Genomic DNA, 24,220 nt, shown 5'->3' with positions numbered 1-24,220 from the left:
AAGACTAAACCCCAAAAAAGGAAGTCCCCCATGACCAGCACCGCCCAGCACAGCCAGGTAGTCCAAAAGCAATTCGGCGAACAGGTAGCCGCCTACCTGAGCAGCGCCGTCCACGCTCAAGGCACCGAATTCGCGCTGCTACAGGCTGAACTGGCGGGGCAGGGCGATGCCCGGGTCCTGGACCTGGGTTGCGGCGCCGGCCACGTGAGTTTCCACGTAGCGCCGCTGGTCAAGGAAGTCGTGGCCTACGACCTGTCGCAGCAGATGCTCGATGTGGTGACGGCTGCCGCTGCTGACCGGGGTTTGAGCAATGTGTCCACGGTCAACGGTGCCGCCGAGCGCCTGCCGTTCGCCGAGGGTGAGTTTGATTTCGTCTTCAGCCGCTATTCGGCGCACCATTGGAGCGATCTGGGTGTGGCCCTGCGGGAAGTGCGCCGGGTGTTGAAGCCGGGTGGCGTGGCGGCATTTGTCGACGTGTTGTCACCGGGCAGTCCGTTGTTCGACACTTACCTGCAAAGCGTCGAAGTGCTGCGCGACACCAGCCATGTGCGCGATTATTCCGCCGGTGAGTGGCTGCGCCAGGTCAGCGAAGCGGGGTTGCACACCCGCAGTACCACCCGTCAGCGCTTGCGCCTGGAGTACAACAGCTGGGTCGAGCGCATGCGCACCCCTGAAGTGATGCGCGCGGCGATCCGCCAGTTGCAGCAGTCGATGGGGCATGAAGTACGCGAATATTTTGAGATTGAGGCCGATGGTTCGTTCAGTACCGATGTGTTGGTACTGTTTGTAGAAAGATAGGCACCGATCGATAGAATTTTTCCGGGAGCGCCCGTGGGCGCACCGACTGATGACATGAGGAAAGCATGAGCAAGCAGATTCTGATTCTCCCAGGTGACGGTATTGGCCCGGAAATCATGGCCGAAGCGGTCAAGGTGCTGGAACTGGCCAGTGACAAGTTCTCTCTGGGCTTCGAGCTGAGCCACGACGTGATCGGTGGCGCGGCCATCGACAAGCACGGCGTGCCTTTGGCCGATGAAACCCTGGAGCGCGCCCGCGCGGCCGATGCCGTGTTGCTGGGGGCGGTCGGCGGCCCGAAATGGGACACCATCGAGCGTGACATCCGCCCTGAGCGCGGTCTGTTGAAAATCCGCGCGCAACTGGGCCTGTTCGGCAACCTGCGTCCGGCGATCCTGTACCCGCAACTGGCCGAGGCTTCCAGCCTGAAGCCGGAAATCGTTTCCGGGCTGGACATCCTGATCGTTCGCGAACTGACCGGCGGCATCTACTTCGGCGCGCCTCGTGGCACCCGCACCCTGGAAAACGGCGAGCGTCAGTCCTACGACACCCTGCCGTACAGCGAAAGCGAAATCCGCCGCATCGCCCGTGTCGGCTTCGACATGGCCATGGTCCGCGGCAAGAAGCTGTGCTCGGTGGACAAGGCCAACGTACTGGCGTCCAGCCAGTTGTGGCGTGAAGTGGTCGAGCAAGTGGCCAAGGATTATCCTGAAGTCGAACTGAGCCACATGTACGTCGACAACGCCGCCATGCAGCTGGTGCGTGCACCGAAGCAGTTCGACGTGATCGTCACCGACAACATGTTCGGCGACATCCTGTCCGACCAGGCTTCGATGCTCACCGGTTCCATCGGCATGCTGCCGTCGGCGTCCCTGGACACCAACAACAAGGGCATGTACGAGCCGTGCCACGGTTCGGCGCCGGACATCGCGGGCAAGGGCATTGCCAACCCGCTGGCGACCATTTTGTCGGTGTCGATGATGCTGCGTTACAGCTTCAATCAGCAGGCTGCCGCCGACGCCATCGAGAAAGCCGTGAGCCTGGTGCTCGATCAGGGCTTGCGCACGGGTGACATCTGGTCGGCCGGTTGCACTAAAGTCGGTACGCAGGAAATGGGTGACGCAGTAGTCGCCGCGCTGCGGAATCTGTAATCTCTCGGGCCCGCTGCCAAATTCAAGACAAGGCAGCGGCCCACATTTCAAGAAGGTGTAGTTGCGATGAAACGTGTAGGTCTGATCGGTTGGCGCGGTATGGTCGGTTCCGTGCTCATGCAGCGGATGCTGGAAGAGCAGGATTTCGATCTTATCGAGCCGGTGTTTTTCACCACTTCCAATGTCGGTGGCCAAGGCCCGTCCGTGGGCAAGGACATTGCTCCGCTCAAGGACGCTTACAGCATTGAAGAGCTGAAAACCCTCGACGTGATTCTGACCTGCCAGGGTGGCGACTACACCAGCGAAGTCTTCCCCAAGCTGCGCGAAGCCGGCTGGCAGGGTTACTGGATCGACGCCGCTTCCAGCCTGCGCATGCAGGATGACGCGGTGATCGTGCTGGACCCGGTGAACCGCAAGGTCATCGACCAGCAGCTCGATGCGGGCACCAAGAACTACATCGGCGGCAACTGCACCGTCAGCCTGATGCTGATGGGCCTCGGTGGCCTGTTCGAAGCGGGCCTGGTGGAGTGGATGAGCGCCATGACCTATCAGGCGGCCTCCGGTGCCGGCGCACAGAACATGCGTGAACTGATCAAGCAGATGGGTGCGACCCACGCCGCTGTCGCCGATCAACTGGCCGATCCGGCCAGTGCGATCCTCGACATCGACCGTCGTGTGGCCGAAGCCATGCGCAGCGACGCGTACCCGACCGAAAACTTCGGCGTACCGCTGGCCGGCAGCCTGATCCCGTGGATCGACAAGGAACTGCCGAACGGTCAGAGCCGTGAAGAGTGGAAGGCCCAGGCCGAGACCAACAAGATCCTCGGTCGCTTCAAGAGCCCGATCCCGGTCGATGGCATCTGCGTGCGCATCGGCGCCATGCGCTGCCACAGCCAGGCGCTGACCATCAAGCTGAACAAAGACGTGCCGATCGCCGATATCGAAGGGTTGATCAGCCAGCACAACCCTTGGGTCAAGCTGGTGCCGAACAGCCGTGAGACCAGCATTCAGGAGCTGAGCCCGAACAAGGTCACCGGCACCCTGAACATCCCGGTTGGCCGTCTGCGCAAGCTGAACATGGGCTCGCAGTTCGTCGGCGCGTTCACTGTCGGCGACCAGTTGCTGTGGGGCGCGGCCGAACCGCTGCGTCGCATGCTGCGGATCCTGCTCGAGCGTTGATCGATTGACGCAATGAAAGAACCCGCGCCTTGAACGAGGTGCGGGTTTTTTTATGGGATTTTTGTCGCCAATGATGCCCTCATCGCTGGCAAGCCAACTCCTACAAGTCACGCGTACCTGTAGGAGCTGGCTTGCCAGCGATGGGGCCGGAACATGCACCGAAGAACCCGCAGAATTGCCTGCATGCCAGTCACCCGGTAAAGTGCCGCTCCCCCCGTTTCGCCAGAGGCCAAGCCATGAACCAGTCCATTGATATTGCCGTGATCGGCGCCACCGGTACTGTCGGCGAAACGCTCGTGCAGATTCTCGAAGAGCGCGATTTCCCGATCGGCACCCTGCACCTGTTGGCCAGCAGCGAGTCGGCTGGCAGTTCCGTACCCTTTCGTGGCAAGAATGTGCGGGTGCGGGAAGTCGATGAGTTCGACTTCAGCAAGGTGCAGTTGGCATTTTTTGCCGCCGGCCCGGCTGTTTCCTTGAGTTTTGCTTCCCGTGCGACCGATGCCGGTTGCTCGGTGATCGATCTGTCCGGTGCCTTGCCGGCCGACAAGGCGCCGCAGGTCGTGCCTGAGGCCAACGCTCAGGTGTTGGCGGGCTTGAAAAAGCCCTTTCTGGTCAGCGCTCCAAGTCCTTCGGCTACCACGCTGGCGGTGGTGCTCGCGCCGCTGATGGATGTGCTCGATTTGCAGCGTGTCAGCCTGACCGCCAGCCTGGCGGTATCGGCCCAGGGCCGTGAAGCCGTGAGCGAGCTCGCCCGACAAACCGCTGAACTGCTGAATGTGCGGCCGCTGGAACCGAAATTCTTTGACCGGCAGATGGCCTTCAACCTGTTGGCCCAGGTCGGCAAGCCGGATGAACAAGGTCATACGCTGCTGGAAAAACGCCTGGTGCGGGAGCTGCGTCAGGTCATGGCGCTGCCTGCATTGAAGATTTCCGTTACTTGCATTCAAGCCCCGGTGTTTTTTGGCGATAGCTATAGCGTGACCCTGCAGTGCGCCAGCGACATTGATTTGGCCAAAGTCAATGCTGCGTTGGAAGACGCGCCCGGTATCGAGCTGGTCGAGGCGGGCGATTACCCGACACCGGTAGGTGACGCGGTAGGGCAGGATGTGGTCTACGTGGGGCGGGTTCGCCACGGTATCGACGACCTGTCGGAACTTAATCTGTGGCTGACGTCAGATAACGTACGCAAGGGCGCCGCGCTCAACGCTGTGCAGCTGGCTGAGTTGTTGATTAAAGACCTGCTGTAAAAGATACTTTGCAACAATTTGTCGAATGATTCCGTGCGAGCCTATGCTTGCCGGAGCGCTGAAGGCGAGCCACTCTGCGGGGCTTTGCGGGGCATCAATCAAATGATCGCGCGCGACGACCTTCGTCGTTGCACGCAATGCCTTACGGCGGCGGCTATCAATATCTTCTCGCTGGCCGAGGAATGTTCAAACTAAGGATGAGCTAATGGTTCAAGTTCGCAAACTGGTGTTAGCAATAGCGGCCGCCTCGGCGCTGTCCTCCGGTATGGCGCATGCCCTCGGGCTCGGGGAACTGACCCTGAAATCGACGCTCAACCAGCCGCTGGTGGCGGAAATCGAGCTGCTCGATGTCAAGGACCTCACCGCTGCCGAATTGGTGCCGAGCCTGGCTTCGCCGGAAGATTTCGCCAAGGCCGGTGTCGACCGCCAGGCGTTTCTGAATGACTTGACCTTCACCCCGGTGCTTAACGCCAACGGCAAAAGCATCCTGCGCGTGACCTCCAGCAAGCCGCTCTCCGAGCCGATGGTGAAATTCCTGGTTCAGGTGATGTGGCCGAACGGCCGTTTGCTGCGCGACTACAGTGTGCTGCTCGATCCATCGAAATTCTCCTCGCAAACCGCCGAGGCGGCTGCGCAGCCCGCACCGACTTCAACCGTCGCTGCGCCGGTTACCGGTGCGACCAAGCCCTCGCAATACACCACCACACCGCGCGATACCCTGTGGGAAATCGCCGCGAAGGCGCGTAATGGCGGTTCGATCCAGCAAACCATGTTGGCCATTCAGGCGCTGAACCCGGACGCTTTCATTGACGGCAACATCAACCGCCTGAAAACCGGCCAGGTGCTGCGTATGCCGGATCAGGTGCAGAGCACCAACCTGCCGCAACCCAAGGCTATCGCAGAAGTGGCCGCGCAGAACAAGGCCTGGCGTCAGGGGCGCCGGTATGTCGCCAAGCCCGGGGCAGGGCAGCAGCAACTGGACGCCACCAATCGCGCTCGCACCGATGTTGCTCCGACTCAAGCGCCCAGCGACAAACTGAGCCTGGTGTCTGCCGAGTCCGGCAAGAATCGTGGCAAAGGGCCTGCCGGCGATGCCGTGGCCCTCAGCAACAAGCTGGCGGTGACTCAGGAAAGCCTCGACACCAGTCGTCGTGATAACGCCGAACTGAAGAGCCGCGTGGCCGACCTGCAAAGTCAGATGGACAAACTGCAGCGCCTGCTTGAGTTGAAGAACAATCAACTGGCCAAGTTGCAGGCCGAGGGCGCGACTGGCGCACCAGGCACCGCAACGGCTCCGGCTATGTCGGCCGAGCTGGCGCCCAATCCGGCTGCACCTGTTCCGGCAGAAGCCGCGGCGCCCGAGGCAGCTGCGGCGCCGGTCGGGCAGCCTGTCGAGGCGACGCCGGCCACATCCGACAATCAGAAGTTCAATGAGCTGCTGAGCAATCCGGTGCTGCTGGGTCTGGTGGGTGGCGGTGCTGTCGTTCTGCTGCTCTTGCTGCTGTTGCTGGCGCGCCGCCGCAAAGCCCAGCAAGCAGCCGAGAAGCATCAGCGCATGGCGCGTGCCCTGGCCGAAGAACAGCCGTTCTCCGCCGATCTCGACCTGCCGGAAAGCAGCTTCGAAGGCCTGGAAGTTCCGTCGCCAAGCGTGAAGCTGGCGACTGCACCGGCGCCAGCTCCCGCACCGGTCATTGCCCCGGTCGTGATGACCACGCCGATCGCCGCGCCATTGGTGTCGCCGGCTGCCGAGCGTTCCGATGACGTGCTGGGCCAGGCTCAGTCGCACATTGATGCCGGTCGCCTTAACCAGGCCGCCGCGTTGCTGGAGGACGGCGTCAAGCGAGAGCCTCAGCGCAGCGATTTGCGCTTGAAGCTGATGGAAGTCTACGGCCAGCAAGGCGACCGCGATGCGTTCGTCGGCCAGGAGCGCAAGCTGGTGGCCAATGGCGACAACTTCGCCCAGGTGGAAAAGCTCAAAAGCCGCTTCCCGGCCATGGCGCTGGTGGCTGCCGGTGGTATCGCCGCAGCCGCCGTTGCTGCCGAACTGGACGCGCAGTACGTCAAGGACCTGTTGCTCGATGAGCCGCAAGCACCCGCGCCGGAACCGACGCCGTTCGAGGATGACCTCGACAGCGCCTTCGACCTGAGCCTGGATGATCTGGACACGATTCAGCCTGTGGCACCAACACCAGCACCTGTACCGGAGCCTGAAGTGGAGGCTTTGGCGGATCTGGACGAATTCCCCCTGGATGACGATCTGAGTTTTGAGTCGGTGTTGCAGCAACAGACCGAAATCAAGGAAAACCTCGACGACCTGTCGGACTTCGACCTTGACCTGGATCTCGGTGCGCAGCCGTCGCCGGCGATGCTGGCTGAAGATGATTTCCTGCTGGATCTGGATGAAGGCGTGAAGGATTTTCCAGTCGCCGAAACCCCGGCTGTTCCTGAAGTTGCGCTGGATGATCTGGATTTGCCTGCCGATTTCGACCTCTCGCTGGCCGACGAAATGAGCACGCCGGGTGCGTTCGCCGCCGAGCTGGATGATGTCAACGCCGAGCTTGAAAGCTTGTCCAGCAGCATCGGTGAACCGACCTTTACCGAAGCCGATGCCGCACTGGATGGCGATGACGAGTTCGACTTCCTCTCGGGTACCGATGAAGCCGCTACCAAGCTCGATCTGGCCCAGGCCTATATCGACATGGGAGACAGCGACGGTGCCCGCGACATCCTCAATGAGGTCGTGAGCGAAGGCAGTGACGAGCAGAAGAGCGAAGCCAGGGAGATGCTTTCGCGTCTGGCTTGAGTGATCGGTAGGTTGTAAACAAAGCGGCAGCCCATTGAGGCTGCCGTTTTTGTTTGGCTGATGAATTGATGTCGTCTGCTGTGGCCTCTTCGCGGGCAAGCCCGCTCCCACAAGGTTCTGTGGCGCTCACAAAACCTGTGGGAGCGGGCTTGCCCGCGAAGAGGCAGGAACAGTCAAAGGAGATCTCTCTGGTATCCCCGCCCGGCGGCCTTATAATGCCCGCCTTTGGTACATCATCAGGCTGTCCCTCCTTGGCAAATATAGATAACCCGGCCGCCGAAATGGCAGCCGACGGCTTTTTCCGGATCGCGCTGGGCGTTGAATACAAAGGCTCGCGCTACCGTGGCTGGCAGCGCCAGGCGTCCGGGGTGCTCACTGTGCAGGAAACCCTCGAAAACGCCTTGTCCAAAGTCGCCGATTCACCCGTTTCGCTGATGTGCGCCGGGCGTACCGACGCCGGGGTGCATGCCTGCGGACAGGTGGTGCATTTCGATACCCAGGTCGAGCGTTCGATGAAGGCCTGGACCATGGGCGCCAACATCAACTTGCCCCACGACGTCAGTGTCAGTTGGGCCAAGGTCATGCCGGCGCATTTCCATGCGCGGTTCAAGGCCATCGCCCGGCGTTATCGCTACGTGATCTACAACGATCAGATCCGCCCCGCGCACCTGAACGAAGAAGTGACCTGGAACCACCGCCCGCTGGACGTCGAGCGCATGGCCGAGGCGGCTCAATACCTGCTCGGCACCCATGATTTCAGTGCTTTTCGCGCTGGCCAGTGTCAGGCCAAGTCGCCGATCAAGGAACTGCATCACCTGCGTGTCACCCGTCACGGCAAGATGATCGTGCTGGATATTCGCGCCAGCGCCTTCCTGCACCACATGGTGCGCAACATCGCCGGCGTGTTGATGACCATTGGCGCCGGTGAGCGTCCGGTGGAGTGGATGAAAGAGGTGCTGGAGAGCCGGATTCGGCGGTCCGGTGGCGTGACGGCGCATCCATTCGGGTTGTATCTGGTGCAGGTCGAGTACCGTGACGAGTTCCAATTGCCAGAACGTTACATCGGTCCACACTTCCTGACCGGCTTCTCCGAACTTGGCGGCTGACGCCCTCGAACGCTTTTGTTACCATCCGGGACTTTCCCGGATTTGTCTTGGAGTTGTGTTGACATGTCAGCCGTTCGCAGCAAGATCTGTGGGATTACCCGCATAGAGGATGCGTTGGCAGCCGTCGAGGCCGGGGCGGATGCCATCGGCTTCGTGTTTTATGCCAAAAGCCCCCGTGCGGTGACGTTCCAGCAGGCGCGCTCGATCATCCAGGCGCTGCCGCCGTTCGTGACCACCGTCGGCCTGTTCGTCAACGCGAGCCGTTGTGAACTGGGCGAACTCCTCGATGCGGTGCCCCTGGACCTGCTGCAATTTCACGGCGATGAAAGCGCGGCGGATTGCGAAGGCTGGCACCGCCCTTATATCAAGGCGCTGCGGGTCAAGGCGGGGGATGACATCGCCGCGGCCTGTGATGCGTATGCCAGTGCCAGCGGAATCCTGCTTGATACCTATGTCGAAGGCGTTCCCGGAGGAACCGGTGAGGCGTTTGACTGGTCACTGATACCGCAAGGCTTGAGCAAGCCGATCATTCTGGCCGGCGGCCTGACGCCGGATAACGTCGCCGAAGCGATTGTCCGTGTCCGGCCTTATGCCGTGGATGTCAGTGGCGGGGTAGAGGCGAGCAAGGGCATCAAGGATCACGCAAAGATTCAGGCATTTATCAAGGCGGTACGCGGTAGCACCTGTTGATGTGACGGCTGGCAGTCTGCCGCCGTCCACTGCACTGTACAAAACGGCTGAGGGTCATGGGGTGGTACGCAGGTCACGTTTCGCTGATCCGGCCATTCACTGATCATCGCCGCACACATGAATTTAGCGCTAGGGCATACACGGGGCTGCGAACCAGAGCGTTCGGGCCGCCGGTACTGGAGAAAGAAAGCATGAGCAACTGGTTAGTAGACAAACTGATCCCTTCGATCATGCGTTCCGAGGTCAAGAAGAGCTCGGTGCCTGAAGGTCTTTGGCACAAATGCCCGTCTTGCGAGGCTGTGCTGTATCGTCCGGAGTTGGAAAAGACCCTGGACGTTTGCCCCAAGTGCAACCATCACATGCGTATCGGCGCCCGCGCCCGTATCGACATCTTCCTCGACGTTGAAGGCCGTACCGAGCTGGGTGCAGACCTGGAGCCGGTTGACCGTCTGAAATTCCGCGACGGCAAGAAGTACAAGGACCGCCTGACCGCTGCACAAAAGCAGACCGGCGAAAAAGACGCGCTGGTTTCAATGAGCGGCACCTTGCTGGGCATGCCGATCGTGGTTTCTGCGTTCGAGTTTTCCTTCATGGGCGGTTCGATGGGTGCCATCGTCGGTGAGCGTTTCGTTCGCGCCGCCAACTACGCCCTGGAAAAACGTTGCCCGATGGTCTGTTTCTCGGCTTCCGGCGGTGCGCGCATGCAGGAAGCGCTGATTTCCCTGATGCAGATGGCCAAGACCTCTGCGGTGCTGGCGCGTCTGCGTGAAGAAGGCATCCCGTTCATCTCCGTGCTGACTGATCCGGTCTACGGCGGCGTTTCCGCCAGTCTGGCGATGCTGGGCGACGTGATTGTCGGCGAGCCGAAGGCGCTGATCGGTTTTGCCGGTCCGCGAGTGATCGAGCAGACCGTGCGTGAAAAACTGCCGGAAGGTTTCCAGCGCAGCGAGTTCCTGCTGGAGCACGGTGCCATCGACATGATCATCGACCGTCAGGAGCTGCGTCCGCGCCTGGGCAACCTGCTGGCGCAAATGATGGGCCTGCCGACGCCGAAGTTCGTGGCTGCACCCATCGAGCCAATCGTGGTTCCACCGGTACCTGCCAGCCTATGACCCAACGTACCCTTGGCGAATGGCTCGCCTACCTTGAACAGTTGCACCCATCGGCCATCGACATGGGGCTGGAGCGGTCGCAGCAGGTAGCGTCCCGCATGGGACTGGGCAAGCCGGCGCCACGGGTGATTACGGTCACCGGGACCAACGGCAAGGGTTCCACCTGTGCGTTCGTGGCGTCCTTGCTGCGGGCCCAGGGCTTGAAAGTGGGGGTTTACAACTCCCCGCACCTGCTGCGCTACAACGAGCGGGTAACGGTCAACGGCGTCGAAGCCACTGACGCCGAGCTGTGCGAGGCCTTTGCTGCGGTAGAGGCCGGGCGTGGCGACACTTCGCTCACCTACTTCGAAATGGGCACCCTGGCGGCGTTCTGGCTGTTCCAGCACTCCGGGCTCGATGCGGTGGTGCTGGAAGTCGGTCTGGGCGGTCGTCTGGACACGGTCAACGTGGTGGATGCCGACATGGCGCTGGTCACCAGTATTGGCGTCGATCATGCCGATTACCTGGGTGATACCCGAGAGTCCGTGGCCTTCGAGAAGGCCGGTATTTTCCGCCAGGGCGCGCCTGCGCTCTGCGGCGATCTGAATCCTCCACAACCCTTGCTGGACAAGGCGCGCGAGCTCAATTGCCCGTTTTTCCTGCGTGGGCGCGATTTTGATCTCGGCGTGACCGATCACCACTGGCAATGGCGCGGTATCGATGCGCAAGGGCGTGCGGTTGAGCTGCGCGACCTGCCGCTGCTCGACCTGCCGATGGAAAACGCCGCGCTGGCGTTGCAGGCTTACTTGCTGCTTGGCTTGCCTTGGGTGGATGCGCAGATTATCGAAGCGCTGCGGGCTACGAAGGTGGTCGGTCGTCTGGATCGCCGCGCGTTCGAGTGGCAGGGCAAGCGTTTGAATTTATTGCTGGATGTGGGGCATAACCCGCATGCGGCGGAGTATCTGGCCCGTCGTCTGGCCAGTCGTCCACCGGTTGGCAAGCGTCTGGCGGTGTTCGGGCTGCTGGCGGACAAGGATCTGGGTGGTGTTGTCGGCGAATTGAATGCTAGTGTCCAGCACTGGGCTGTTGCACCGCTGGATTCTCCTCGGGCGCGTCCGGTTGCGGATTTGCACGATGCATTGCAAGGTCTGGGTGCCTCGGTCACGTCATACGGCAGTGTAGCGGCCGCCCTGGAAGGGCAGTGCGCGCAGGCCACGAGCGACGACGAAATCCTGTTGTTCGGATCATTTTATTGTGTTGCCGAGGCCCTTGAATGGCTGGCCCGGCGCTCCACGGAGGAAGCGGCAAATGGCGTTGCTGGATAAGGCTTACAAACAGCGCATGGTTGGCGCCCTGGTGTTGGTCGCGCTGGCGGTGATTTTTCTGCCGATGCTGTTTTCCCGCCAGGACGAACAGCGCCAGGTGACGGTCGAAGCGCCGGCGGCCCCGCAGGCGCCTGCGCTGCCCCAGGTGCAGGTCGAGCCTGTGGTGGTGCCTGAGCCGCAAGCCTTGCCCCAGGAGCCCGTGCCGAGCGATGACGAAATCGCCCAGCAGGAATCGGCGGTGCCGGTTGTGCCGGTGGCTCCGGCACCTGCTGCCAAACCGGTTACGCCGCCGCCTGCGCCGGTCCCGGCTCTGGCCGCCAAGCCTGCGACCGCGCCTGCCCAGCCCATCACGGCGGCACCGGGCAAGCCGGATACCACGCAAAGCCGTGTCGATGCCAATGGTCTGTCGGTCAGTTGGTCGGTGCAACTAGCCAGTCTGGCGAACCGTGAAAGCGCAGAAAAGCTTCAGAAAACCCTGCGCAGCCAGGGTTACAATGCCTACATCCGGACCGCCGACGGCAAAAACCGGGTATTTGTCGGGCCGCTGATCGAGCGTGCAGAAGCCGACCGGCTGCGGGATTTGCTGAACCGCCAGCAGAACCTGAAGGGGTTTGTCGTGCGCTTTCAGCCGGAACGTGGCTAAAACTATCGCCCCGATATGCAATGCACTGACAATCGCAGCTTACCGATAAGCATGGGCTCTGCTAAAATGCGCCGCCTTATCCGTCTGTAGGCTGCACTGTGCCATTTACCTGGGTTGACTGGGCGATCGTAGCAATCGTCGCCATCTCCGCATTGATCAGTCTGAGCCGCGGCTTCGTCAAAGAAGCACTGTCGCTGCTGACCTGGATCATCGCAGGAGTCGTTGCCTGGATGTTCGGTGGCTCACTGTCCGAGTACCTCGGCGGGTACATTCAAACGCCATCGGCCCGTATAATCACGGGCTGTGCCATCATGTTTGTCGCCACTTTAATCGTAGGCGCAATGATCAATTATCTTATCGGCGAACTGGTTCGCGTCACCGGGCTCTCCGGGACCGACCGATTCCTCGGCATGGCCTTCGGCGCCGCGCGTGGCGGGTTGCTGGTGGTCATCGCCGTCGGGCTGTTGAGCCTGGGGCCGGTACAGCAGGACGGGTGGTGGAAAGAGTCACAGCTCGTGCCAAAATTTCTATTGGTCGCCGACTGGTCCAAAAACCTGATCCTCGGGTGGAGCAGTCAGTGGCTTGCCAGCGGAATCAGCGTACCCGCTGATATTCCGTTCAAGGAGCAACTCTTGCCGATGGCCAAAACGCCTCAGTGAGTAGTGCTCAGTTCAGATCCATTAAGTAGGGGTTGCGTCGCATGTGTGGCATCGTCGGTATCGTCGGTAAGTCGAACGTCAATCAGGCGCTGTATGACGCGCTAACCGTGCTCCAGCACCGCGGCCAGGACGCTGCCGGTATCGTGACCAGCCATGATGGCCGGTTGTTTCTGCGCAAGGATAACGGCCTGGTGCGTGACGTGTTCCAGCAGCGTCACATGCAGCGCCTGGTCGGCCACATGGGCATTGGCCATGTGCGTTATCCGACCGCGGGCAGCTCGACGTCGGCTGAAGCTCAACCGTTTTACGTCAACTCGCCTTACGGCATCACCCTGGCGCACAACGGTAACCTGACCAACGTTGAACAACTGGCCAAGGAGATTTACGAATCTGACCTGCGCCACGTCAACACCAGCTCCGATTCGGAAGTGCTGCTCAACGTGTTCGCGCACGAACTGGCCCAGCGCGGCAAGTTGCAGCCGACCGAAGAAGACGTGTTTGCCGCCGTCACCGACGTGCACAACCGTTGCGTCGGTGGTTATGCCGTCGTAGCCATGATCACCGGCTACGGCATCGTGGGCTTCCGCGACCCGCACGGCATCCGCCCGATCGTTTTCGGCCAGCGTCACACCGACGAAGGCGTCGAGTACATGATCGCCTCGGAAAGCGTTTCCCTGGACGTGCTGGGCTTCACCCTGATTCGCGACCTGGCGCCAGGCGAAGCGGTCTACATCACTGAAGAGGGCAAGCTGTACACCCGTCAGTGCGCGACCAACCCGTCCCTGACCCCGTGCATCTTCGAACACGTCTACCTGGCGCGTCCGGATTCGATCATCGACGGCGTGTCGGTCTACAAGGCCCGTCTGCGCATGGGTGAGAAGCTGGCCGAGAAGATCCTGCGCGAGCGTCCGGATCACGACATCGACGTGGTCATCCCGATTCCGGACACCAGCCGCACCGCCGCGCTGGAGCTGGCGAACCACCTGGGCGTGAAGTTCCGCGAAGGCTTCGTGAAGAACCGCTACATCGGCCGGACCTTCATCATGCCGGGCCAGGCCGCGCGGAAAAAATCCGTACGCCAGAAGCTCAACGCCATCGAACTGGAATTCCGCGGCAAGAACGTGATGCTGGTGGATGACTCCATCGTTCGCGGTACCACTTGCAAGCAGATCATCCAGATGGCCCGCGAAGCCGGCGCCAAGAACGTCTACTTCTGCTCCGCGGCGCCAGCGGTTCGCTACCCGAACGTCTACGGCATCGACATGCCGAGCGCTCACGAGTTGATCGCGCACAACCGTTCGACCCAGGACGTGGCTGACCTGATCGGCGCCGACTGGCTGATCTATCAGGATCTGCCTGACTTGATCGAAGCGGTCGGTGGCGGCAAGATCAAGATCGACAAGTTCGATTGCGCGGTGTTCGATGGCCAGTACGTCACTGGCGACGTCGACGAGGCTTACCTGAACAAGATCGAACAGGCACGCAACGATGCCTCCAAGGTCAAGACGCAGGCAGTCAGTGCGATCATCGATCTGTACAACAACTGAGTTTCTACCGGCCCTGAGGGGCCGGTTTTGTATCCGGCTTTTAAATTACGAGAATAGGGAAAGGAGTGACAGCATGAGTCAGGATTGGGATGCCGGTCGGCTGGACAGCGACCTCGAAGGCGTAGCGTTCGATACCCTGGCCGTACGTGCCGGTCAGCACCGTACGCCGGAAGGCGAACACGGTGATCCGATGTTCTTCACTTCCAGCTATGTATTCCGCACCGCTGCCGACGCAGCTGCGCGTTTTGCCGGGGAAGTACCGGGCAACGTTTACTCGCGCTACACCAACCCGACCGTACGCGCCTTCGAAGAGCGCATTGCCGCTCTGGAAAGCGCCGAGCAAGCCGTGGCCACCGCCACCGGCATGGCTGCGATCATGGCCGTGGTGATGAGTCTGTGCAGCGCTGGCGATCACGTATTGGTGTCGCGCAGCGTGTTCGGCTCGACCATCAGCCTGTTCGAAAAGTACTTCAAACGTTTCGGCATCGAAGTCGACTACGTTGCCCTGGCGGATCTGTCCGGCTGGGATGCAGCGATCAAGCCCAACACCAGGCTGCTGTTCGTCGAGTCGCCGTCCAACCCGCTGGCCGAGTTGGTCGACATTGCCGAACTGGCGAAAATCGCCCATGCCAAGGGCGCGATGCTGGTGGTCGACAACTGCTTCTGCACCCCGGCCTTGCAGCAGCCGCTGAAAATGGGCGCGGACATCGTCGTGCACTCGGCCACCAAGTTCATCGATGGCCAGGGCCGTTGCATGGGTGGTGTGGTCGCCGGTCGCAGCGAGCAGATGAAAGAAGTGGTTGGCTTCCTGCGTACCGCCGGGCCGACCCTGAGCCCGTTCAACGCCTGGATCTTCCTCAAGGGCCTGGAGACCCTGAACCTGCGGATGAAGGCCCATTGCGCCAACGCGCAGCAACTGGCCGAGTGGCTGGAGCAGCAGGAAGGCATCGAGAAAGTCCATTACGCCGGCCTCAAGAGCCATCCGCAGCACGAGTTGGCGCTGCGCCAGCAGAAGGGTTTCGGTGCGGTCGTCAGTTTTGAGGTAAAGGGTGGCAAAGAGGGCGCCTGGCGCTTTATCGACGCCACGCGCCTGATTTCGATCACCGCCAACCTGGGCGACAGCAAGACCACCATCACGCATCCGAGCACCACGTCCCATGGTCGCCTGGCGGCGCAAGAGCGTGAAGCGGCGGGCATTCGTGACAGCCTGATCCGCATTGCGGTCGGCCTGGAGGACGTGGCGGACCTGCAAGCCGATCTGGCGCGCGGCCTGGCTGCGTTGTGATCGAGTTGTCTGTGCCAAACACCGGCTCCAATGGTCGCGTAGCACTGGTGACCGGTGCTGCGCGGGGCATAGGCCTGGGGATTTCGGCCTGGCTGATCAGCGAAGGCTGGCAAGTCGTGCTGACGGATCTGGACCGGGAGCGCGGTTCGAAAGTGGCGAAAGTGCTGGGTGACAACGCCTGGTTCATCGCCATGGATGTCGCCAACGAGGGGCAAGTCGCGCTGGGTGTGGCCGAGGTGCTTGGCCAGTTCGGGCGCCTGGATGCGCTGGTCTGCAATGCAGCGGTTGCCGATCCGCACAACATCACCCTGGAAAGCCTCGACCTGGCTCACTGGAATCGGGTGTTGGCGGTGAACCTCAGTGGGCCGATGCTGCTGGCCAAGCACTGTGCGCCGTACTTGCGCGCTCACAACGGCGCCATCGTCAATCTGGCCTCGACCCGCGCCGCGCAGTCGGAACCCGACACCGAGGCCTATGCGGCGAGCAAGGGTGGCTTGTTGGCCCTGACTCACGCATTGGCCATCAGCCTTGGCCCGGAGATCCGGGTCAATGCCGTCAGCCCTGGCTGGATCGATGCGCGCGACCCCTCGGTGCGACGCGCCGAACCCTTGACCGAGGCCGATCATGCCCAGCATCCGGCGGGCAGGGTGGGGACGGTCGAGGATGTGGCGGCGATGGTGGCCTGGCTGCTGTCGAGGAATGCCGGTTTTGTCACCGGGCAGGAATTCGTGGTCGATGGCGGCATGACCAAGAAGATGATTTACAGCGAGTAAGCTCCGGGATTGATGTCGGATGTGCTGCCGCTTTCGCGAGCAAGCCCGCTCCCACAGGGGCATGCATTCCAAATGTGGGAGCGGGCTTGCTGCATATACATAATTTTGTCTTTTTCAGAAAAACTTCAATCCTGCTATTGACTTAGGTTCGCTACCTGCGTAAATTTCGCGGCCTCGGAGATGCAAACGGGTGATTAGCTCAGCTGGGAGAGCGTCTGCCTTACAAGCAGAATGTCGGCGGTTCGATCCCGTCATCACCCACCACTCCCGAGATACTTGCGAAAGCAAGAGGTAGGCTGAAATGCCTCCACCGACGCGCAGCGGTAGTTCAGTCGGTTAGAATACCGGCCTGTCACGCCGGGGGTCGCGGGTTCGAGTCCCGTCCGCTGCGCCATATTTTCCGAGTCAGATTCACCTGGTTCGAGATTGAAAAGCTACTGAGTTTTCAATCAGACGAGTTACTTGAGCATCTGCTCAAAGCGATACGCAGCGGTAGTTCAGTCGGTTAGAATACCGGCCTGTCACGCCGGGGGTCGCGGGTTCGAGTCCCGTCCGCTGCGCCATATCTGCCCCGAGGCCCACTGAACGCCTTGGAGCTACGAAGAAACCACTGGTTACTTCGAGTCGATAGCAAAAACCCTGGTCGAAAGACCGGGGTTTTTTGTGTCTGCGATTTGGATTTTTCTCCTGCCTCGCGACGCTCAGGGTTTCGCCTCTGCCGGCCTGGCGCGTATGCCCGGTTAATTCCGATGACTCTCGAAAATCCCCCTCAATAGCCCGCAGCCCTGTTAAACCGGCGCCTGCGCGGCCGAAATGCCTGCCTGTCATTAAATAATTCAAGCATTTACCGGGTGCAATTCGCACAAAGAGCTTGGTTTGCCCTTACAACACTAATTAGAATGAGTCGCATTTAAAATATTTCTTCGCCCAGGGTTCCTTCAGATGAGTGATGCCGCGATGCCGCCGGAGCAAGCCTTCCACGACCTGTACCGCGACCATCGGGGCTGGCTCGAAGGCTGGTTGAGACGACGCATGAGCAATGGCAGCGATGCGGCGGACCTGAGCCAGGATACCTTCGTTCGTGTGCTTGCCAGCTCTCAGCGCATCGCCGACTTGCAAGAACCTCGCGCCTACCTGGCGACAGTCGGCAAACGACTGCTGAGCAACTTCTACAAGCGCCGCAGCCTGGAGCAAGCCTATCTCGATGCATTGGCGTTGCTGCCGGAGGACTGTGTGCCGTCCCCGGAGCAACGCTGGATCCTGCTGGAAACCCTGCAGGCCCTGGACGAATTGCTCGATGGATTGCCCAGGTCGGTACGGCGGGCGTTTCTCTGGAGTCAGCTGGAAGGCTTGGGCTATCAGGAGATTGCCGAGCGTCTGCAAGTCTCGGAACGCACGATCAAGCGCTACATGGCTCAAGCCTACGAACATTGCCTGCTGGTGGAGATGTGAACGGTTCGGCATCTTCGGCCCAGGCCCGACAAGTCGTGCGGGCCGCCGCGCAGTGGCTGGCCCTCATGGAATCCGGCTGTGCCAATGAGCGGGACCGGGAGCAGTTGCAGAGCTGGCGCGATAGTCATTCCAGCCATGAACAGGCCTGGCAGAAAGCGCAATGCTTGCGTCAACGCTTTGCCGACCTGCCATCGGCCCTGGCCATGGCCAGTCTGGACCGGCCGCAAGCCAGTCGACGCACGGTGCTCAAGCGCGCCGTCGGTGCGGTGGCGTTGCTGCCGACCGCCTGGTTGATCAGTCGGCAGTTGCCTCTGGATGCCTGGGGGGCCGACCTGCGCACCGTCACCGGGGAAAGCAAAAAAGTCCGGTTGGCCGATGGCAGCGCTGTGCAACTGAACACGGCCAGTGCCGTCGATATTGATCTGAAGAGCCGGCGCCTGACACTGGTGGAAGGCGAAATGGCGCTGAACGTGCCCGGGACTTCGCCGCTGACGATACTCACGCGCTTCGGGCAAGTGACCGTCAGTCAGGGCGAAGTGTGTGTGCGTCAGGGGCAGACGGGCTGCAAGGTGTCAGTGCTTCGAGGCTCAGTGCAGCTGCAGCCTCTGCACGGGCCGGTCTTTTCGTTGCGCGGCGGCCAGCAAGTCAGCCTTCAAGCGGCGGGTGCCGGCGCTGTGGAGCCATTCGATGTGCTGGCGCCTGGCTGGCGTGAGGGAGTGCTGATGGCGCAGAACCAACCCTTGGGGGATTTCCTGCGCGAACTCAGCACCTATCGTCCGGGCGTGTTGCGCTGGGAGCCGGAGCTGGAATCGCTGCGCATCACCGGCAGTTTTCGCCTGGAAGACACCGATCGCATCCTCGCGCTTCTGGCGGTCAGCCTGCCGCTGGAGGTGCATTCGCGTACGCGTTATTGGGTAACGCTGGTACCGCGCAAAAATAGTGTTTAACGCGTGTCCCCTTTTTTCGCGGCGCTTGTCATTCAAGGCAAGTGAAACGAAATCAGAGAGATTCTCAATGCCCGCAGTGATGCCTTGCAGTACGCGTCTGGCTCCATCCCGGTTGCGCCCGTTGATGCACTTGAGTCTGTTGTTGAGCCTGAGTGCCTGTCCGTTGTTCATCACTGCCGGTTGGGCCGAAGACGCGCCCCGGCGCAGCTATCAGGTGCCAGCCGGCAGCCTCGGCGCGGCGCTGACCCGTTTCGCCGGGTTGGCCGGGGTCAATCTGTCCGTGGACCCGGCACTGGTGAGTGGGCGCACCAGCCCTGGCCTTTCCGGCGACTTCGCGGTGGAAGAGGGCTTTGCCCAACTGCTGCAGGGTTCGGGTCTGCAACTGCAACCGGTGGGCGATCAGGCGTACATGCTGACCCCGGCGCCAACAGGCAGCACCCTGCAATTGGGCGCGACCTCTATTTACGCGACGGCGGACACGGCACGCGGTGATCCGTATGCCGGTGGGCAGGTTGCACGCCGTGGGTCGCAAGGCTTGCTGGGCTCGAAAGACTTCATGGAAACGCCGTTCAGCGAGACCACCTACACCAGTGAGTTGGTGAAAAACCTGCAGGCTCGTACCTTGGGCGACCTCGTTGCCAGCGATCCCTCGGTTCGCGCCACCAACCCGGCGGGTGGGCGGTATGAGCAGTTCACCATTCGCGGGCTGAGCCTGTTCAACAGTGATGTCTCTTACAACGGTCTCTACGGCATTCTGCCGACGTACACCATCGACATGGAAATGGCCGATCGCGTCGACATCCTCAAAGGCCCGAGTCAGCTGATCAATGGCATCTCGCCGCGGGGCAGCGTGGGCGGCGGGATCAACGTGGTGCCCAAGCGCGCCACCGACGTGCCCGTTACTTCGTTTACCGGCAACTACGCTTCCGACAGCCAGGTCGGCGGTGCGGTAGATATCGGTCGGCGCTTTGGTGAGGGGGACATGTTCGGTGTTCGTTTCAACGGCGTGAAGCAGTCCGGCGACACCGAATGGGATCACCAGAGTGTTGACCGCGAGATGGCTGTGCTGGGCCTGGATTTTCGCGGTGAGCGCCTGCGGCTCTCGACGGACATCGGACATAACGAGCGTGACACCGACGCCCCGCAGGAGCGTGTGCAGGTCGGCGCCAAAGCTCAGGTTCCGCATGCCAGCGATGTTCGCCACAACTATGCACAGCCGTGGAGCAAGGCGCGGACCAAGGACACCTTCGGTACGGTGACCGGCGAGTACGATGTCAGCGATTCCGTCATGGTGTACGCCGGTGCGGGTGCGCGTAAAAGTAATCACGACTTCCTTCGGCACGCCGTAGCGGTCACCAACAACGCGGGCGATTTCAGCGTTCAGCCACGTGACTTCACCCGTGACGAAAATGTCCGGACAGCCAACGCCGGGGTACGCAACTGGTTTCATACCGGTCCGGTGAGCCATGAAATCAACCTGGCTGCCAGCTATTTCTACATGGACTTCGAAAATGGCGGCGCCCGTTATGCCGCCGCCCCGAGCAATATTTACAACCCCGTGGAAACACCTACACCCAGCACGCCCACGCGACTCGATTCGAAGGTGTACACCGAGAACCGTTCCAGCAGCGTGGCGTTGTCCGACACATTGGGTTTCCTCGATGACCGGGTGCTGTTGACCGTAGGCGCCCGTTGGCAGCGAGTGCAAGTTGACGACTGGACGGACAATGTCAAAGGCGACACGGCCTACGATGAGGAAAAGGTTTCGCCTTCGGGCGGCATCCTGTTCAAGGCCACCGACAAGCTCTCGTTGTATGCCAACTACATGGAAGGCCTGAGCCAGGGCAAGATCGCCCCGTCGACCTCGGTGAACGAGGACGAGATTTTCCCGCCGTTCATCAGTCGGCAGGTCGAGGTCGGTGCCAAATATGATGCGGGTGCGTTCGCCATTACCACTGCGGTGTTCCGGATCAAGCAGCCGGCCTATGAAACCAACGCCACGACGCGGGTTTTCGGCCCGAACGGTAAACGCGAAAACAACGGCGTGGAAGTCAGTGTGTTCGGTGAGCCGCTCAACGGTTTCCGCCTGCTCGGCGGCGTCATGTACATCGACAGCAAGCTGACCGACACCACCGACGGCACCTTTGACGGCAACCGCGCGCCCGCGACGCCGGAATACAACGTCAGCCTGGGGGGCGAGTGGGACGTGCCGAATGTACAAGGCCTGACCCTCACCAGCCGCGGCATCTATTCCAGCTCGCAGTATCTGGACCAGTCCAATAACAAGGAAATCGATGCCTGGACGCGTATCGACGTGGGCGCGCGCTACGCCTTCAAGGTTGAAGAAAAGAACATCACCCTGCGCGCCAATATCGAGAACGTGGCCGACAAGCGCTACTGGAGTTCGGCCGGGGCCTCGGATGACAGCGAGCCTGGATTGACGCTCGCGACTCCACGAACCTACCTGCTGTCGGCGACCGTCGACTTCTGAATCGATTCAACCGTGGAATGCGCCACAGGGAAGGGCGCTACCGAGTTGTGTCATGAATCGATTGCAGAGGACCAGAGCATGCCCGGCCTGACTGACCCACCCAAGAAAGAACAGCCCAATACGCCCTCCAGGCGCACGCTGCTGCGCCTGTCCCTGGGCCTGCTTGCGCTCAGGTTTGCCCCGTCGGCGTGGGCCCGGGCCGACGCTGCGCCGCTGCGGGTGATCACCCTGTTTCAGGGGGCCACGGACAGTGCCGTGGCGCTGGGCATCACACCCTGCGGCATCGTCGATTCCTGGAGTGAAAAGCCCACCTATCGCTATCTGCGCTCGGCGCTGGAGCCGGTGCCCCATGTCGGGCTGGAAACCCAGCCCAGCCTTGAGGACATCGCGCTGCTCAAGCCGGACGTGATCATCGCCTCGCGCTTTCGCCATGAACGCATCGCGCCGTTGCTCAAGCAGATCGCCCCGGTGGTGATGCTGGAGGAAGTGTTCGAGTTCAAAAAGACCCTGGTGTTGATGGGCCTGGCCTTGCACCGCCAGCAGCGCGCCGACGAGGTGTTGGCCCGCTGGCAGCTGCGCACGGCACAACTGCGCGAGCAACTGCAGGAGAAATTTGCCGGGCGCTGGCCGCCGACGGTGTCGATTCTGGATGTTCGTGAGGACCATATCCGCAGTTATCTGCCGGCCAGTTTTCCAGGTTCGGTGATCACCGAGCTGGGGTTTGGCTGGAGTGAGGCCAGTCGGGCGGCGAGCGGGGTATCGATCAAACTCACCAGCAAGGAGAGTCTGGCGGTGGTCAATGCCGACATTTTCTTTGTTTTCTTGCGCGCGGAGAAAACGGCAGTGCAGCGAAACTATGAAAGCCTGGTGCAGCATCCGCTGTGGCAGCAAATGCGGGCGCCGCAACAGGGGCAGGTGTGGCGGGTCGACGGAGTGGCCTGGAGCCTGTCGGGCGGGATGCTCGGGGCGAACCTGATGCTCGATGACGTCGCACGGCTGATCACGGTGGACGTGTGCTGATGAGCAATGGTTTGAAGTTGTGCTGTGCCGCCGTCGTGTTGCTGCTCAGCGGCGTGCTGAGCCTGGCGGTCGGCGCCACCTGGATTCCGTTGTCGCACATTGCCGCCGCGTTCGTGCATCCCGATCCGCTGAGCGTCAGCCATGTGCTGGTGACCACCACGCGCCTGTCGCGCACCTTGATGGCGATGGCCGTGGGCGCGAGCCTGGCCGTGGCGGGGGCCTTGATGCAGGCGCTGACGCGCAATCCGCTGGCGTCCCCCGGGTTGTTCGGGATCAACGCCGGCGCGACTTTTTTTATCATCCTGTGCTCCTCGCTGTTTTCCCTGTCATCCCCGGATGCCTGGCTGTGGTGCGCGTTCATCGGCGCGGCCGTGGCCGGCAGCCTGGTGTGGCTGATCGGCAACATGGGGCAGGGCAGTCTCAGCCCGCTGCGCATTGTGCTGGCGGGTGCGGCGATGGCCGCCTTGTTCTCCGCGTTCAGCCAGGCGTTGCTGGTGGTCAATCAGGATGGGCTGGACACGGTGCTGTTCTGGCTGGCGGGCTCGTTGACCGAGCGCAGCCTGTCGGTCGCCGCGCCACTGCTGATCTGTGGCGTACTCGGGTTGTTCGGCGCGATGTTGCTGGCGGGGCAGGTCAACGTGCTTGACGCAGGCGAGGAGATCGCCACCGGCCTGGGTCAGCGCACCGGTTTGATCCGGCTGCTGATGAGCGTGCTGGTGGTCTGTCTGGCGGGCAGTGCGGTGGCATTGGCCGGCAGCATCGGGTTTATCGGCTTGCTGGTGCCGCACATGGTGCGCAAGGGCCTGTCCATCGATCATCGCTGGTTGCTGCCGGGGTGTGCGCTACTCGGCGCGATTGTCCTGCTGCTGGCCGATACCTTGTCGCGGGTGTTGATCCTGCCGCAGGAAGTCCCGGTGGGCGTGATGACGGCGCTGTTCGGCGCACCCTTCTTCATTCTGCTGGCCCGGCGTGGAGGTCGTTATGGATAAGGTCCTGACCTGGCGCCGCAGTGGCTTTTCCCGGCGGATCAATGTCGCCACGTTGTGGCGGTTGCTGGCGGCGTTGGTGGTGACGGCGCTGATCATGCTCGGCTCACTGTCGCTGGGCAAAGTCATGCTGTCGCCGTTGGAGGTGCTGCGGATTGTGCTGTCGAGCCAGGACGCCAGCCTGACGTTCATCGTCGAGCAACTGCGCTTGCCGCGCATGCTCCTGGCGGCGTTGGTCGGGGCGGCGTTGTCGGTGTCGGGGTTGATTCTGCAAAGCATCATCCGCAACCCGCTGGCTTCACCTGATCTGCTGGGTATCACCAGCGGCGCCAGTGCGGCGGCCGTGCTGTATCTGGCGTTTTTCTCCGTGGCGCTGGGCCAACAGTATCTGCCGCTGGCGGCGATGTCCGGTGCGGGGCTGGCGGCATTGGCGATCTATCTGCTGGCCTGGAAGCAGGGGGCCTCACCGCTGCGCCTGGTGTTGATCGGGGTCGGCATCAGCGCGATGTTGACCGCCGCGACCACCTTCATCCTGGTCTTCAGTCCGCTGACCACGACCCTGTCGGCTTATGTCTGGCTGACCGGCAGCGTGTACGGCGCCAGTTGGCCGGAACCGCTGGCGCTGGGGCGCTGGTTGTTGGGTATCAGCCCACTGCTGGTGCTGCTGGCCCGGCAGGTAAGGGTGCAACAACTGGATGACGCTCTGGCCCAGGGCATTGGCGTTCGGGTGCAGTGGCTGCGCGCCGGTTTATTGCTGGTGAGCGTGGCATTAGCCGGTGCAGCGATTGCCTGGGGCGGGGCGATCGCGTTTGTCGGGCTGATTGCGCCGCACATTGCCAAGCGTCTGGTCGCCCCGGGTTTTGGTGGCCAGGCGGCGATGGCCGCGTTGGTCGGGGCGAACCTCGTGGTGCTGGCCGACCTCGCCGGGCGTGTCCTGTTTTTGCCGCTGGATCTGCCGGCCGGGATTTTTGTCGCGGTGCTGGGCACACCCTTTTTTCTCTATTTGTTGATTAAACAGCGTCATTAAGGA

20 protein-coding genes and 3 tRNA genes are annotated in these 24,220 nt (G+C 61.7%); all 23 read left to right on the top strand.

The genetic code is table 11. The features are described 5' to 3' along the window. The first annotated feature begins 30 nt into the window (after positions 1-30). Entirely contained in the window at positions 31-798 is a 768-nt protein-coding gene (locus AB7M25_RS20275) for a class I SAM-dependent methyltransferase (protein WP_454237933.1), read from the top strand. A 65-nt stretch (positions 799-863) separates the two neighbouring features. Further along, on the top strand, positions 864-1,946 hold the full coding sequence (gene leuB / locus AB7M25_RS20270; protein WP_007975659.1) for a 3-isopropylmalate dehydrogenase: 1,083 nt from the start codon (positions 864-866) through the stop codon (positions 1,944-1,946). A gap of 66 nt (positions 1,947-2,012) precedes the next feature. Continuing rightward, complete coding sequence (gene asd, locus AB7M25_RS20265; RefSeq protein ID WP_007975660.1) at positions 2,013-3,125, top strand: aspartate-semialdehyde dehydrogenase; 1,113 nt, start codon at positions 2,013-2,015, stop codon at positions 3,123-3,125. A gap of 236 nt (positions 3,126-3,361) precedes the next feature. After that, positions 3,362-4,372 carry an aspartate-semialdehyde dehydrogenase gene (locus AB7M25_RS20260; RefSeq protein ID WP_116582038.1) on the top strand — a complete coding sequence of 337 codons (1,011 nt, stop codon included), beginning with the start codon at positions 3,362-3,364 and terminating at the stop codon, positions 4,370-4,372. A gap of 205 nt (positions 4,373-4,577) precedes the next feature. After that, complete coding sequence (locus tag AB7M25_RS20255; RefSeq protein WP_454237932.1) at positions 4,578-7,175, top strand: FimV/HubP family polar landmark protein; 2,598 nt, start codon at positions 4,578-4,580, stop codon at positions 7,173-7,175. Between the two features lie 281 nt (positions 7,176-7,456). Further along, the gene (truA, locus tag AB7M25_RS20250; RefSeq protein WP_041474918.1) at positions 7,457-8,281 is read left to right on the top strand and encodes a tRNA pseudouridine(38-40) synthase TruA; all 825 of its coding nucleotides are present in this window, start codon (positions 7,457-7,459) and stop codon (positions 8,279-8,281) included. Between the two features lie 63 nt (positions 8,282-8,344). Further along, entirely contained in the window at positions 8,345-8,971 is a 627-nt protein-coding gene (locus tag AB7M25_RS20245) for a phosphoribosylanthranilate isomerase (protein ID WP_454237931.1), read from the top strand. A gap of 191 nt (positions 8,972-9,162) precedes the next feature. Beyond that, the gene (gene accD / locus AB7M25_RS20240) at positions 9,163-10,083 is read left to right on the top strand and encodes an acetyl-CoA carboxylase, carboxyltransferase subunit beta (RefSeq protein ID WP_007975665.1); all 921 of its coding nucleotides are present in this window, start codon (positions 9,163-9,165) and stop codon (positions 10,081-10,083) included. After that, entirely contained in the window at positions 10,080-11,387 is a 1,308-nt protein-coding gene (gene folC / locus AB7M25_RS20235) for a bifunctional tetrahydrofolate synthase/dihydrofolate synthase (protein ID WP_429381653.1), read from the top strand. The genes accD and folC overlap by 4 nt, the downstream gene beginning before the upstream one ends. After that, entirely contained in the window at positions 11,371-12,030 is a 660-nt protein-coding gene (locus AB7M25_RS20230) for an SPOR domain-containing protein (RefSeq protein ID WP_429381655.1), read from the top strand. The genes folC and AB7M25_RS20230 overlap by 17 nt, the downstream gene beginning before the upstream one ends. 98 nt (positions 12,031-12,128) lie before the next feature. Further along, on the top strand, positions 12,129-12,689 hold the full coding sequence (locus AB7M25_RS20225) for a CvpA family protein (RefSeq protein WP_007975669.1): 561 nt from the start codon (positions 12,129-12,131) through the stop codon (positions 12,687-12,689). Positions 12,690-12,730: 41 nt separating this feature from the next. After that, positions 12,731-14,236, top strand: coding sequence for an amidophosphoribosyltransferase (purF, locus tag AB7M25_RS20220; protein WP_007975670.1), 1,506 nt, complete (start codon positions 12,731-12,733; stop codon positions 14,234-14,236). Positions 14,237-14,309: 73 nt separating this feature from the next. Continuing rightward, complete coding sequence (locus AB7M25_RS20215) at positions 14,310-15,521, top strand: O-succinylhomoserine sulfhydrylase (protein WP_454237930.1); 1,212 nt, start codon at positions 14,310-14,312, stop codon at positions 15,519-15,521. Then, entirely contained in the window at positions 15,518-16,294 is a 777-nt protein-coding gene (locus AB7M25_RS20210; protein WP_429381661.1) for an SDR family oxidoreductase, read from the top strand. Before AB7M25_RS20215 ends, AB7M25_RS20210 begins: the two co-directional genes overlap by 4 nt. A gap of 188 nt (positions 16,295-16,482) precedes the next feature. Then, a tRNA-Val gene (locus tag AB7M25_RS20205) sits at positions 16,483-16,558 on the top strand. A 53-nt stretch (positions 16,559-16,611) separates the two neighbouring features. Next, positions 16,612-16,688 (top strand) — tRNA-Asp (locus AB7M25_RS20200). Positions 16,689-16,780: 92 nt separating this feature from the next. Next, positions 16,781-16,857, top strand: a tRNA-Asp gene (locus tag AB7M25_RS20195). 379 nt (positions 16,858-17,236) lie between these two features. Next, the gene (locus tag AB7M25_RS20190; protein WP_454237929.1) at positions 17,237-17,746 is read left to right on the top strand and encodes a sigma-70 family RNA polymerase sigma factor; all 510 of its coding nucleotides are present in this window, start codon (positions 17,237-17,239) and stop codon (positions 17,744-17,746) included. Further along, entirely contained in the window at positions 17,743-18,693 is a 951-nt protein-coding gene (locus tag AB7M25_RS20185; protein ID WP_454237928.1) for a FecR domain-containing protein, read from the top strand. Before AB7M25_RS20190 ends, AB7M25_RS20185 begins: the two co-directional genes overlap by 4 nt. A gap of 67 nt (positions 18,694-18,760) precedes the next feature. Next, on the top strand, positions 18,761-21,184 hold the full coding sequence (locus AB7M25_RS20180; RefSeq protein ID WP_454237927.1) for a TonB-dependent siderophore receptor: 2,424 nt from the start codon (positions 18,761-18,763) through the stop codon (positions 21,182-21,184). Between the two features lie 78 nt (positions 21,185-21,262). Continuing rightward, positions 21,263-22,204: an ABC transporter substrate-binding protein gene (locus tag AB7M25_RS20175; RefSeq protein ID WP_454237926.1), complete on the top strand. Its 942-nt coding sequence runs from the start codon at positions 21,263-21,265 to the stop codon at positions 22,202-22,204. After that, positions 22,204-23,193 (top strand): FecCD family ABC transporter permease, encoded by a 990-nt coding sequence (locus AB7M25_RS20170; RefSeq protein ID WP_104449631.1) that lies wholly within the window; start codon positions 22,204-22,206, stop codon positions 23,191-23,193. Before AB7M25_RS20175 ends, AB7M25_RS20170 begins: the two co-directional genes overlap by 1 nt. Further along, the gene (locus AB7M25_RS20165; protein ID WP_454237925.1) at positions 23,186-24,217 is read left to right on the top strand and encodes a FecCD family ABC transporter permease; all 1,032 of its coding nucleotides are present in this window, start codon (positions 23,186-23,188) and stop codon (positions 24,215-24,217) included. The genes AB7M25_RS20170 and AB7M25_RS20165 overlap by 8 nt, the downstream gene beginning before the upstream one ends. The last annotated feature ends 3 nt before the right edge of the window (positions 24,218-24,220 follow it).

It is taken from the genome of Pseudomonas sp. AP3_22 TE3818, assembly GCF_053628995.1.
The sequence above is the reverse complement of the archived record's forward strand: the minus strand, read 5'-3'. Positions and strand labels throughout refer to the sequence as shown.

What these genes read in the sequence shown, in the direction of transcription:
- AB7M25_RS20275 (WP_454237933.1), top strand. Translation starts at nt 31, where the DNA reads ATGACCAGCACCGCCCAGCACAGCCAGGTAGTCCAAAAGCAATTCGGC.
- leuB (WP_007975659.1), top strand. Translation starts at nt 864, where the DNA reads ATGAGCAAGCAGATTCTGATTCTCCCAGGTGACGGTATTGGCCCGGAA.
- asd (WP_007975660.1), top strand. Translation starts at nt 2,013, where the DNA reads ATGAAACGTGTAGGTCTGATCGGTTGGCGCGGTATGGTCGGTTCCGTG.
- AB7M25_RS20260 (WP_116582038.1), top strand. Translation starts at nt 3,362, where the DNA reads ATGAACCAGTCCATTGATATTGCCGTGATCGGCGCCACCGGTACTGTC.
- AB7M25_RS20255 (WP_454237932.1), top strand. Translation starts at nt 4,578, where the DNA reads ATGGTTCAAGTTCGCAAACTGGTGTTAGCAATAGCGGCCGCCTCGGCG.
- truA (WP_041474918.1), top strand. Translation starts at nt 7,457, where the DNA reads ATGGCAGCCGACGGCTTTTTCCGGATCGCGCTGGGCGTTGAATACAAA.
- AB7M25_RS20245 (WP_454237931.1), top strand. Translation starts at nt 8,345, where the DNA reads ATGTCAGCCGTTCGCAGCAAGATCTGTGGGATTACCCGCATAGAGGAT.
- accD (WP_007975665.1), top strand. Translation starts at nt 9,163, where the DNA reads ATGAGCAACTGGTTAGTAGACAAACTGATCCCTTCGATCATGCGTTCC.
- folC (WP_429381653.1), top strand. Translation starts at nt 10,080, where the DNA reads ATGACCCAACGTACCCTTGGCGAATGGCTCGCCTACCTTGAACAGTTG.
- AB7M25_RS20230 (WP_429381655.1), top strand. Translation starts at nt 11,371, where the DNA reads ATGGCGTTGCTGGATAAGGCTTACAAACAGCGCATGGTTGGCGCCCTG.
- purF (WP_007975670.1), top strand. Translation starts at nt 12,731, where the DNA reads ATGTGTGGCATCGTCGGTATCGTCGGTAAGTCGAACGTCAATCAGGCG.
- AB7M25_RS20215 (WP_454237930.1), top strand. Translation starts at nt 14,310, where the DNA reads ATGAGTCAGGATTGGGATGCCGGTCGGCTGGACAGCGACCTCGAAGGC.
- AB7M25_RS20190 (WP_454237929.1), top strand. Translation starts at nt 17,237, where the DNA reads ATGAGTGATGCCGCGATGCCGCCGGAGCAAGCCTTCCACGACCTGTAC.
- AB7M25_RS20180 (WP_454237927.1), top strand. Translation starts at nt 18,761, where the DNA reads ATGCCCGCAGTGATGCCTTGCAGTACGCGTCTGGCTCCATCCCGGTTG.
- AB7M25_RS20175 (WP_454237926.1), top strand. Translation starts at nt 21,263, where the DNA reads ATGCCCGGCCTGACTGACCCACCCAAGAAAGAACAGCCCAATACGCCC.
- AB7M25_RS20170 (WP_104449631.1), top strand. Translation starts at nt 22,204, where the DNA reads ATGAGCAATGGTTTGAAGTTGTGCTGTGCCGCCGTCGTGTTGCTGCTC.
- AB7M25_RS20165 (WP_454237925.1), top strand. Translation starts at nt 23,186, where the DNA reads ATGGATAAGGTCCTGACCTGGCGCCGCAGTGGCTTTTCCCGGCGGATC.